The organism is Pinirhizobacter sp. (genome assembly GCF_036499745.1).
Classification (GTDB): domain Bacteria; phylum Pseudomonadota; class Gammaproteobacteria; order Xanthomonadales; family Rhodanobacteraceae; genus Pinirhizobacter.
Genome location: NZ_DASYDG010000037.1, coordinates 1 through 10,783, shown reverse-complemented (window position 1 = coordinate 10,783; position 10,783 = coordinate 1). Strand labels below are relative to the sequence as shown.

Sequence of the window (10,783 nt, the reverse complement as noted above, 5' to 3'; positions counted from 1 at the left end):
GTGTTGAACAAGACGCTGGACTAATTGTGGTAATTTCCGACAAATGACCGAAGCCCAAGTCCGTCGCACCAAGATCGTCGCCACCCTCGGCCCCGCCACCGATGCGCCCGGCATGCTCGAGCGCATCATCGAGGAGGGGGTGGACATCGTCCGCCTGAACCTGTCGCATGGCGCGCCCGACGATCATCGCGCCCGCGCCGCCGCCGTGCGCGCCGCCGCCGAGGCCGTCGGCCGCGAGGTCGGCATCCTGTGCGACCTGCAGGGTCCGAAGATACGCATCGAGAAATTCGCCAACGGCCCGGTGGATCTCCTGCCTGGGGATCCCTTCGTGCTCGACTGCCGCCCCGGCGCGGCGCCGGGCAACGCCACGGGCGTCGGTGTCAGTTATTACGGCCTGCCGCAGGATGTCCATCCTGGCGACGTGCTGCTGCTCGACGACGGCCTGGTAGGGCTCACCGTCAACGAGGTGGTCGGCACCGAAGTGCGTACCACCTGCCTCATCGGTGGCCGCCTTTCCGATCGCAAGGGACTGAACCGCCAGGGCGGCGGCCTGAGCGTGGATGCGCTGTCGGACAAGGACCGCAACGACATCAAGCTCTCGGCCGAAATCGGCTGTGACTTCCTGGCCATTTCCTTCGTGCGCAGCGCCCACGACATGGACGAGGCCCGCCGCCTGCTGCACGAGGCCGGCGGTTCCGCGGCCCTGGTGTCGAAGATCGAACGTGCCGACGCCATTCCCGTGCTGGGCGAAATCATCGACGCCTCCGACGTGGTGATGGTGGCCCGCGGCGACCTGGGCGTGGAAATCGGCGATGCCGAACTTCCAGGCCTGCAGAAGAAGATCATCCGCGAAGCGGTGCAACGCAACCGCTCGGTGATCACCGCCACCCAGATGCTGCAATCGATGGTGGTGGCGCCCATTCCCACCCGCGCCGAAGTGCTCGATGTCGCCAATGCGGTGATCGACGGCACCGATGCGGTGATGCTTTCCCAGGAGAGCGCCGCCGGCGCCCATCCGGACAAAGCCGTTGCGGCCATGCGCCGCATCTGCCTGGGCGCCGAGCGCCAGTTCGAACCGAACGACGCGCTTTCCAGCCAGACGACCCAGCTGGACCGCACCGACCAGGCCATTGCCCTGGCGGCGATGGTGCTGGCCGCCCGTATCGGCGCCCGCGCCATCATCGCGCTGACCGAATCCGGTGCCACCGCGCAATGGTTGTCGCGTTACCGGTTTTCCGTGCCTATCTACGCCTTGTCGCCGTCGGGTCCGGCCCGTCGGCGCATGTTGATGCTGCGCGATGTGCAGCCGGTGGATTTTGCCGAGAACACGCTCGATCCGGCCCACACAGCCCGTGCCGCGCTGCAACATCTGTTCGCCCTGGGCAAGCTTGCAGAAGGCGATCGCGTGATCCTTACCCACGGCGATCATTCCGGCCGGGGCGGTGGCACGAACACGCTGAAATTGCTGGTGGTAGGTGCCGATGGCATCGCCGAGAGCCTTCGCGACCTTTAAAAAAAACGGCCCGGCGCTAGACTAGAGGTCCCAGTCAAGCGCCGAGGTCACCATGTCCACCATGTTCCCCCGCCTCGCGTTTTCCGCGCTCGTGGCCCTCGTTGCCATGCCCGCCGTGGCGCAGGATGCGCAGCGAGTTTCACCCGACCGTCTTCCCTCGTACTGGACGCTGGCCAACACCTCGGTGGATGCCGACGTTCCCAATACCGGAAGCAACATCAACGTACCGGGCTGCACCTCCGTTTCCTACACGATCGGTTCGGACGGCAAAACCTATAACGCGAAGGTCGCCAAGACAGTCCCCGCAAGCGACCTTGGCCCCACCGCCGTCAGCATCGTGCGCAATTTCAATTACCGGCCCAGCGGCATGAATCGCCAGGCACAGCCGGTGAGCACGTACTACGTCGTGCAGTTCAACATGCCCACCGACCCCGCCGAGCGCGCACGCCTGACCAAGGCCTGCGACCTGGCCGGCTACCCGGGATGATCCGCACGGCCGGCTAACGGACCGTGGCTTATACTTAGCGTTTCAAGACCTTGCCGCGGGCATCCGTCCCGCGGCCTTCTTCCAGTGCGGCCCGAACGCCGCCCCGATCCACGGAGTTGTCATGAGCATTGAAGATCTCGAAAGCGTCGCCCAGGCCATGGTGGCGCCCGGCAAGGGCATCATCGCCATCGACGAATCCACCGGCACCATCGCCAAACGCTTCCAGGGCGTGGGCATCGAGAACACCGAGGAAAACCGCCGCGCCTACCGCGAGCTGCTGCTCACAGCGCCAGGCCTGTCCGACCACATCTCAGGCGCCATCCTGTACGACGAAACCATCCGCCAGTCCACCAAAGACGGCGTGCCCTTCACCCAGGTGATGAAGAAGAACGGCATCATCCCGGGCATCAAGGTCGACAAGGGCGCGCAGCCCCTGGCCGGTTTCCCGGGTGATGTCGTCACCGAGGGCCTGGACGGCCTGCGCGAGCGCCTGCAGGAATACGCAAAGCTCGGCGCACAGTTCGCCAAGTGGCGCGCGGTGATCAACATCACCGATGAGAACCCCAGCTCCACCGCAATCGAAGCCAACGCCCATGCGCTGGCCCGCTACGCTGCACTGTGCCAGGAAGCCGGCATCGTGCCGATGGTCGAGCCCGAAGTGATCATGGACGGCGACCACACCATCGAGGTGAGCTACGAAGTACACGAGGCGGTGCTACGCAGCCTGTTCAATGCGCTGTACGAGCAGAACGTCATGCTGGAAGGCACCATCTTGAAAGCCAGCATGGTGATCCACGGCACCAAGTCCGCCGAGAAGGCAGATGTCGAGGAAGTAGCCGAGGCCACCGTTCGCGTGCTCAAGAGCACCGTGCCCGCCTCGTTGCCCGGCATCGTGTTCCTGTCCGGCGGCCAGAGCGACAAGGACGCCACCGCACACCTGAACGCCATGAACCGCATGGGCCCGCACCCGTGGCCGCTGAGCTTCTCCTACGGCCGTGCCATGCAGCAGGCCGCACTGAAACTGTGGTCCGAAGACATCAAGGGCAACGTGGCCTCTGCGCAGAAGATCGTGCACGAGCGCGCGAAGGAAAACGGCCTGGCTGCGTTGGGGCAGTGGAAGGGTTGATCCAGCCGGTCCAGTCACTAAGAGAGGCGCCCTTGCGGCGCCTTTTTTTTACACGTATTCAGGGAATCTGGCAGTTGACCGTGCCGCGGACAATCCAGGGGCCTGTGTTCGATGGCGGCATTGGCTGGCGAAGTACAAGAAACCCCGTGGGACCGATGGGGATTTCACCATTAGCGCGGCATCTCCAGGGTCGATTCGCCAAGAACTCCACGTGCGGCGGCTAGGCGAAGCCGGTCGAGGAACTGGTTTGCGCGTGCCTGGGCGGCGGCGCGGCGCGTGTCGAACAGACGGCGTTGTGCAAGGAGGGCATCGACCGTCGTACGGGTTCCCATTTCCAGAGCGGCGTGGGTGGCCATGACGGCTGCATGCGCGGCGATCTCGGCGGATTCGCGCGCACGCCGAATGGACTCATTCGCGATGGTGGCGGCCTCGAGTCGACGGGTGGCCCTGGTTGCGTCGCGAAGTGCAAGGTCGAGTTCGGCCCTTGCTGCATCCCAGTCGGCGTTGGCCCGACGCACGTTGGCCGACGTGGTAACGCTGCTCATGAGCGGTACGGTCAATCGCAGGCCGAACACCCATCCTGGCCGACGTCCGAAAGGCGAGGGCGCATCCGTGCGGCCGTTAGACCGTCCATAGCGTAGTTGAAGATCGACCACAGGCCATCGGGAGACGCGAGCGGCACGTCGTCGATGATCGGCTGCTTCCAGGCGGTGGCGTGCGGATGTGACGGCGAGGGCCTCGTGCGATTCCCCGGCAACCGGGTAGGACGGCCGCCATGGGACTCTTCTGTGGGAGGGACGCTTACGCCACTGTGCTGCTATCTGCGCCAGCGCTTCCCGCGCGTCGTCCAGAGCTATCTCCGAAGCGTGGACACGAGCGACGGCCGACGCGCGTTGCGCTTCGGCCTCGATGGCATCGATGCGTGGCGCGAGCCCAACGTCGTACCGAGCCTGGGAGCGCTTCGCCTGGAAGGCGAGGGCATCGCGGTCGGCGATGGCGAACTGCCGTTCCTGTCGGCGCAGGTCAACGAACATCCACGCCAATGCAGCGCGGAGGAGAAGATCTTGTCGCGCCGCCTCTCCATCCGCCGCGACAGCCCGCGCCTGCGCCCTGACGGCAGCCAGTGTCGAGGTTGCGTTTCGATTGATCAGCGGTTGCGTCATCCGCAACTCACTTGAGGTCACCCACAGGCCATTGCGCTGGCGTGCACGCTCGCTTCGAAGGCTTACTTCCGGCAGTAAGGGTGCACGTGCTTGTCTGGCTTCTTCAGCCGCTTGCAAGGTCAGCGCGCGGGCCCTGGCTAACGTCGGATCGTCGGCCAGCGCAGTCGTAACAAATTGCGAAAGCCCGGCAGGGGTTGAGTTGACCGTTGCCGCGAACGGCATGGCAACCAGGCCGGCGAGAAGGGCGGCGAACGTAAATCTGCATGAGGGGCGACGCATGCCTGGACTTTAGGCAACGACATCGTTGACGCGTGTAGGGGATTGTCGCGTTGAGATGCCGAGGTTGACGTCTGTCCTGGTCCTCGCATGTCGCACTGCAGAAGGCATTGGCCTCGCCAATGTCTTACATTAATGCGAGCGACCTGGGAGGCAGGCAATGGACGATCGCATGGGGCACGCCGCGCGCGCCGTGGTGTTTTCGGCAATCATGGGTGCTGCGGCGGTGTGCGGTGCGCAGTCGCCGCCCGAAATATCTGCCAGCCAGCCACACGAAACAGCCTGGGCCGCCATCGTCGATCACGACGTTCCGCTGGCGCAGCGACGCAAGGCCCTTGCAGCACTCGAAGATGATGCCGGCGAACTCGGCCCCGCCGATCTTTACGTGCTGGGTTCGATCTACCACAGCGGCCGCCACTCTGGCGGGCTGGTGGAACAGACCGATCCGGTCAAAGCTTCGCTCTATTTTGGCAACGCCGCCACGCGCGGAAGCATTCCCGCCATGGCCAAGATGGCCGAGCTCAAGCTTGCCACCCACGACTATCGCGAGGCGATGAACTGGGCGCAGATCTATGCCCATTACATATTGCTGGCGGCACCTAAGAAAGATGCATCACACGGCTATGCAGCCGAACTGGTCAAGCGCATCAGTTCGCATTTCGGCAACAATATCGATGACGTGATGCGCGACGTCGATGCCTATGTCGCGGCGCACGATGCACAGATCCGGGCGGGCGCAAACGAGGACGCGATGTTCCGTGCCGGGCAGCCACGCCTGGAAAATGTTTACCTCGCCACGCCCGGGCAAACCTTGCCGCCACTGTCTTGCATTGCCGATTTCCTGGTGGTGCTGCGACCCAACGGTACGGTGGAACGGGCGTTGCCGATCGACATCGCACCTGATCAGTCCATGCTCGAATCGATGGGTCACGCCCTGTCCAAAGCCCATGCAGCCGAGACGACGGATACATCGCCCCGCTACGCGATGATGAGCATGGTGTTGGACAACGGGCGCTACCGAACGCGGTGAGGGGGCAGGGGAATGAGCGATCGCATCGGGCGTGTCGTGCGCGCCATGGGGCTTGTGGTGGGGCTGGGATGGATCGGTGGGCTGCAGGCGGCCGACGCTTCCCCGCGACCAACTGAAGCCACCTGGGCTGCCATCGTCGACCACGCGCAACCGCTTGCAAGTCGCCAACAGGCGCTGGCGCAGATCGAGGCCAACGCCGGGGAGCTCGGTGGCATGGACCTTTACATGCTCGGGTCCATTTACCATAGCGGGCACCACTCCGGCGGCCTGTTCGCCAATCCCGACCTTGCCAGGGCCGCGTTCTACCTGGGCAACGCCGCCACGCGGGGCAGCGTGCCGGCCATGGGCAAGATGGCCCAGGTTGCCTTCGAGCAACGAAACTACCGCGAAGCAATGAACTGGGCGCAGATCTATGCGCACTATGTAAGCGATCGTGGCGGACACAACCAGTCCGAACGCGACTTCGCCGCCGAATTGATCAAACGCATCCAGCGACGCCTGGGTGACGACCTTGAAAAAGTTCTTCCCGACGTGCAGGTGTATATCGCGGTGCACGACGCGCAGATCAAGGAAGGCTCGATCCGCGACGCGTTGTTTCGCTCGCAGCAACCGAAGTTCGATGGGGCGCGGCTGGTGATGCCCGCCGAAAGCTTGTCGCCGCAGGCCGCGATGGCCGACTTCATCCTTGTGTTCAAGCCTGATGGAAGCGTGGCAGATGTGTTGCCCATCGACATCGCGCCGGATGAGCAGGGCATGGTCTCGATGTCCCGGGCATTGACGGACGCCAGGACCTCGGCCACGACCACCCAGGGCCCACGCTACGCGCTGATGAACACGGTGCTTCTGAGCGGGCGCTATCGAGCAAGATAAGAGGCCGGTCCATGGCCCTCGAACTGCGAGCGTCAGACGATCAGAAGCGGTACTCGGCCTGCACCGACACCACGTCGCTGCTGAGGTCGACGTGATCCTTCTTCGCGTCGTAGTAGTCGTAGTTGATGCCCAGGCTCACATTGTTGCTGAAGTCGTAGCCGACGCCGGCACCGGCGTACCAGCTGGTCTTGTCCAGGCCCCGGTTGACCGGATTTTCATCGTTGCTGGTGCCGTGACCCTTCCAGCCGTAGATGCCGCCGCGTGCGGAGATGTACCACTGCGGTGCTACGTTGAAGCGGCCGTTCACGCCGGCCGTCCAGCCGTGCAGCTGGCTCTTGCGGCTATCAACCACATTGTTGTCGTTGAAGATGTTCTTCGCGTGGATGTTGCCCAGGTCGTTGTAACCGGCCTCCACGCCCCAGGCGAACTGCGGGTTCAACGCCCAGCGGTAGCCGATGTTGCCGGTGTAGGCGGTGTCGTGGCCATCGTAGCGGCCATGATCGAGCTGGGACTGGCCCACGGCGCCGTTAACGAACCAGCCGTCGTTGTGGGTACTCTGGGCAAAGGCGGGAGCGGCCACGGCGCCTGCGGCGGCGATGGCGGCAACGAGGAGGATCTTGCGCATGGAATGCTCCATAAAAATGAAATGAGGCCAGGCAAAAGAGAACGGCCGCGACATCACGCCGCGGCCGTGGGTGGATCAGAAGCGGTATTCGCCAGCCAGCGAAACGATGCCGGTGGAACGCTTGTAGTCCGATGCGGTGTCGCCAGTGACTGCGTTGCGCAGCTTGCCGGCATTGGCATGGAAGTAGTCGTACGACACACCGGCGCTGAAGTGATCGTTGATGTCCCAACCCGTACCGATGCCGCCGTACCAGCTACCGCGGTGCGCGCGGCTGTCGGAGGTGAAGCCCACCGACGGATCAGCGCCCTGCTGGAAGTTCTGGCGGTTGTTGTTGGCGTAGAAGAAGCCGCCATGGGCTGAGATGTACCAGCCCGGCACCAGGTTGAGCTTGCCATTCACGCCAGCCATCCATCCGCGCAGCGCGTTGGTGTGGCTGGACTGGTTGACGTCGTTGCTGTTGAACACGTTGCGGACGCGATAGTTGCCAAGGTCGGTGTAACCGAGCTCCGCACCCAGGCCCAGGTCATTGCCGACCTTCCAGCGATAACCGCCGAGCACGCCGTAACCGGTGCGACGGTCCTGATCGCCCTTGAAGAAATTGAAACCGCTCTTGTCGCTGCCAAAGCCGCCTTCGTTGGTGCCGTTGGTGCGGCCGACATTGGCGCCGATGAACCAGTTGCCGCTGCCGACGGACTGGTTGGGCATGTAGTTGCCGCTGGGTGCGGCGCTGTCCTGGGCGAAGGCCGGAAGGGCGGCGAAACCGAGGGACGCGAGGCCAAGGGCCAATAGGGTCTTTTTCATGGGGGACATATCTCCAGATAGTTCCCGGGACGCGGGGGTTCGCGTCTCGGGCCGGGCGTATCGCTCTGTGGCGATGTCGCTCCGGTTAGATGGCTCCTGCCATTTTGAATTCCACCTCACGCCGGTATTTCATTAAGAATTGGTTAAGCGGCGCGTCGTGGAAAAGCCTTCCCTGGCGCGGACAGGCATAAGGCCTGCCTACGTGCTGCGGGAATTCAAACTTGGATGGGGGCTTGTTGCGCCTGGGCGCTCTTGTTCCGTGTGCACGGTGGGGTCGTGCGCCGGTCCGAATTGTTTTTCTTCGTAAGTAAAGCGAAATCTCCGTACTTTCTTGAAAAGAACCACGCACCGTGGGGAGCGATGCGAAGCCGATCCACATGCAATTGGAACGGTGGCCATTAGAAAAGAACGTAGCTGAAGAGTTCGCATACGTCGGCAGGGAAGATTAAGGCGAAGTTAAGTTCCAGCGCCTCGTGGGACACATCTCTTCGATCGGTCAGCCTGTGGTGGTGTGGTCCTGCGCCCACCGCCCTTGCCGTCTCCCGGATGCGACTTCGTCACGCCGATCAGCGACAATAAGCGCTTTACCATCGCCCCTTTGGAGACCCCAGCCATGACGACCCGCCGCGAGCTTGCCAACGCCGTCCGTGCATTGTCGATGGACGCCGTCGAGGCGGCCAATTCCGGCCACCCTGGCATGCCCATGGGCATGGCCGACATCGGTGAAGTGCTGTGGAACGATTTCCTCCGCCACAACCCTTCGCACCCGAAGTGGTTCAACCGCGATCGTTTCCTGCTGTCCAATGGCCACGGTTCGATGCTGCAGTATTCATTGCTGCACCTCTCAGGCTACGACCTGCCGATCCACGAGCTGAAGAACTTCCGCCAGCTGCACTCGCACACGGCGGGCCATCCGGAATATTCCGAAACCCCGGGTGTGGAGACCACCACCGGGCCGCTGGGCCAGGGCCTGGCCAACGCCGTGGGTTTCGCACTGGCCGAGCAGGTGCTGGCCGCGCGCTTCAACAAACCCGGTCACAGCATCGTCGATCATCACACCTATGTGTTCATGGGCGACGGCTGCATGATGGAAGGCGTGTCGCACGAAGTGGCTTCGCTGGCCGGCACGCTGAAGCTGGGCAAGCTCATCGCCATCTACGACGACAACGGCATTTCCATCGACGGCGAAGTGCACGACTGGTTCACCGACGACACCGCTGCGCGTTTCAAGGCCTATGGCTGGAATGTCATCGCCGATGTCGACGGCCACGACGCCGATGCAGTCAAGAAGGCGCTGACCAAAGCCACCGCGCAGGGCGACAAGCCCACCCTGATCATCTGCCGCACCATCATCGGCTTCGGCTCGCCCAACAAGGAAGGCAAGGAATCCAGCCACGGCGCGGCACTGGGCAAGGACGAAGTCGCCGCCGCACGCAAACAGCTGGGCTGGAACTACCCGCCGTTCGAAGTGCCCGCTGAGATCTACGCCGCCTACGACGCACGCGAAGCCGGCGCCAGGCGAGAGGCCGAATGGAACGAGGCATTCAATGCCTATGCCAAGGCATTTCCGGAGCTGGCCGAAGAACTCAAACGCCGCATCAGCGGCACGTTGCCGGCCAACTGGTCGGAACACACCATGGCCTTCGTGCGCAAGATGCAGGCCGAGGGCGCCACGATCGCCTCGCGCAAGGCATCGCAGAACACGCTCGATGCCTTCGGTCCGCTGTTGCCGGAACTGATCGGCGGATCGGCGGACCTTGCGCCGTCCAACCTCACCATCTGGAAGGGTTCCAAGCCCGTCAACCAGCAGAGCCCGGATGCCAATTACATCCACTACGGTGTGCGCGAGTTCGGCATGACGGCCATCGGTAACGGCCTGGCGCTGCATGGCGGCTTCATTCCGTACGACGCCACCTTCCTGGTGTTCTCCGATTACGCGCGCAACGCGGTGCGCATGTCGTGCCTGATTCCCGCCCATACGATCCATGTGTACACGCATGATTCGATCGGCCTGGGCGAGGACGGCCCGACCCACCAGCCCATCGAACACATGGCCACCCTGCGCCTGATCCCGAACAACCAGCTATGGCGCCCTTGCGACACGGTGGAAACCGCGGTGGCCTGGAAGATGGCCGTCGAGCGCAGCAACGGCCCCTCGTGCCTGGTGTTTTCGCGCCAGAACTTAAAGCATCAGCATCGTGACGACGTCACCCTGGCGCAGATCCAGCGCGGCGGCTACATCCTTTCCGATCCCGCCGACGGCCAGTTCAAGGCCATCATCATCGCCACGGGTTCGGAAGTGGGCCTGGCCATTGACGCCGCAGCGGAGCTTGCCAATCGCGGCATCCCGGTGCGCGTGGTGTCGATGCCCTGCACCGAAGTATTCGACGAGCAGACCACCGAGTACCGCGAAGGCGTGCTGCCGGCCTGGTGCCGCGCGCGCCTGGCGGTCGAGGCGGGTGTGGTCGATTACTGGCGCAAGTACGTGGGCCTGGACGGCGACGTGATCGGCATGACCACCTTCGGCCTGTCGGCGCCAGCGACCCAGCTGTTCGAGCACTTCGGCTTCACCGTGACCAACGTGGTGGAGAAAGTGAAGAAACTGGTCGGGTAATACGAAGCGGGGTCGGCGTTGAACGTCGACCCCGCAGCACGCCTGTGTCAGGTAAGCCCCGGCAGTTCCGACGGGTGGCGGGCGAGCTTCGCTGCACCGGCCTGGGTCAGTTCCGCCTCATCGCCAAACCCCCAGAGCACGCCCACGCTTGCGATGTGGTTAGCCACGGCGCCTTCGATGTCGAAGCTGCGGTCGCCGACCATCACGGTGGATTCGCGCGGGCTGGCGAAGTCCTCGATGGCGGCTGCGATCATGCTGGCCTTCTGGCTGTGCGCACT

General features: G+C 63.7%; 10 protein-coding genes. 6 read left to right on the top strand and 4 right to left on the bottom strand.

What is annotated here, in order from left to right; translation table 11 throughout:
- Positions 1-43 precede the first annotated feature (43 nt).
- From pyk to VGM61_RS13510, 3 genes are all read left to right on the top strand, one after another.
- Positions 44-1,513 carry a pyruvate kinase gene (gene pyk, locus VGM61_RS13520; protein WP_331523358.1) on the top strand — a complete coding sequence of 490 codons (1,470 nt, stop codon included), beginning with the start codon at positions 44-46 and terminating at the stop codon, positions 1,511-1,513.
- Between the two features lie 52 nt (positions 1,514-1,565).
- Positions 1,566-2,000 (top strand): energy transducer TonB, encoded by a 435-nt coding sequence (locus VGM61_RS13515; protein WP_331523357.1) that lies wholly within the window; start codon positions 1,566-1,568, stop codon positions 1,998-2,000.
- Between the two features lie 121 nt (positions 2,001-2,121).
- Positions 2,122-3,126, top strand: a complete 1,005-nt coding sequence (locus VGM61_RS13510) for a class I fructose-bisphosphate aldolase (RefSeq protein ID WP_331523356.1) — start codon at positions 2,122-2,124, stop codon at positions 3,124-3,126.
- A 170-nt stretch (positions 3,127-3,296) separates the two neighbouring features.
- Here the strand turns inward: VGM61_RS13510 and VGM61_RS19545 are convergent, their stop codons facing one another.
- Complete coding sequence (locus tag VGM61_RS19545; protein ID WP_414694875.1) at positions 3,297-4,511, bottom strand: TolC family protein; 1,215 nt, start codon at positions 4,509-4,511, stop codon at positions 3,297-3,299.
- Between the two features lie 214 nt (positions 4,512-4,725).
- Here VGM61_RS19545 and VGM61_RS13495 point away from each other — a divergent pair, with 214 nt between their 5' ends.
- Positions 4,726-5,595 (top strand): hypothetical protein, encoded by an 870-nt coding sequence (locus VGM61_RS13495; RefSeq protein ID WP_331523355.1) that lies wholly within the window; start codon positions 4,726-4,728, stop codon positions 5,593-5,595.
- A gap of 12 nt (positions 5,596-5,607) precedes the next feature.
- On the top strand, positions 5,608-6,465 hold the full coding sequence (locus tag VGM61_RS13490) for a hypothetical protein (RefSeq protein WP_331523354.1): 858 nt from the start codon (positions 5,608-5,610) through the stop codon (positions 6,463-6,465).
- Positions 6,466-6,505: 40 nt separating this feature from the next.
- Here the strand turns inward: VGM61_RS13490 and VGM61_RS13485 are convergent, their stop codons facing one another.
- Both VGM61_RS13485 and VGM61_RS13480 read right to left on the bottom strand, forming a co-directional pair.
- The gene (locus tag VGM61_RS13485) at positions 6,506-7,090 is read right to left on the bottom strand and encodes a porin family protein (RefSeq protein ID WP_331523353.1); all 585 of its coding nucleotides are present in this window, start codon (positions 7,088-7,090) and stop codon (positions 6,506-6,508) included.
- 75 nt (positions 7,091-7,165) lie between these two features.
- Entirely contained in the window at positions 7,166-7,891 is a 726-nt protein-coding gene (locus VGM61_RS13480) for an outer membrane protein (RefSeq protein WP_331523352.1), read from the bottom strand.
- 613 nt (positions 7,892-8,504) lie between these two features.
- On the opposite strand from VGM61_RS13480, the gene tkt reads away from it, so the two are divergent.
- Positions 8,505-10,505: a transketolase gene (tkt, locus tag VGM61_RS13475; protein WP_331523351.1), complete on the top strand. Its 2,001-nt coding sequence runs from the start codon at positions 8,505-8,507 to the stop codon at positions 10,503-10,505.
- A 47-nt stretch (positions 10,506-10,552) separates the two neighbouring features.
- On the opposite strand, the gene VGM61_RS13470 is transcribed toward tkt, so the two are convergent.
- A partial coding sequence (locus VGM61_RS13470; protein ID WP_331523350.1) for an HAD hydrolase-like protein occupies positions 10,553-10,783 on the bottom strand: 231 nt, incomplete at its 5' end.

Bases quoted from the DNA above. Each gene is read 5' to 3' on its own strand.
- pyk (WP_331523358.1), top strand. From the start codon at position 44: ATGACCGAAGCCCAAGTCCGTCGCACCAAGATCGTCGCCACCCTCGGC.
- VGM61_RS13515 (WP_331523357.1), top strand. From the start codon at position 1,566: ATGTCCACCATGTTCCCCCGCCTCGCGTTTTCCGCGCTCGTGGCCCTC.
- VGM61_RS13510 (WP_331523356.1), top strand. From the start codon at position 2,122: ATGAGCATTGAAGATCTCGAAAGCGTCGCCCAGGCCATGGTGGCGCCC.
- VGM61_RS19545 (WP_414694875.1), bottom strand. From the start codon at position 4,511: ATGCCGTTCGCGGCAACGGTCAACTCAACCCCTGCCGGGCTTTCGCAA.
- VGM61_RS13495 (WP_331523355.1), top strand. From the start codon at position 4,726: ATGGACGATCGCATGGGGCACGCCGCGCGCGCCGTGGTGTTTTCGGCA.
- VGM61_RS13490 (WP_331523354.1), top strand. From the start codon at position 5,608: ATGAGCGATCGCATCGGGCGTGTCGTGCGCGCCATGGGGCTTGTGGTG.
- VGM61_RS13485 (WP_331523353.1), bottom strand. From the start codon at position 7,090: ATGCGCAAGATCCTCCTCGTTGCCGCCATCGCCGCCGCAGGCGCCGTG.
- VGM61_RS13480 (WP_331523352.1), bottom strand. From the start codon at position 7,891: ATGAAAAAGACCCTATTGGCCCTTGGCCTCGCGTCCCTCGGTTTCGCC.
- tkt (WP_331523351.1), top strand. From the start codon at position 8,505: ATGACGACCCGCCGCGAGCTTGCCAACGCCGTCCGTGCATTGTCGATG.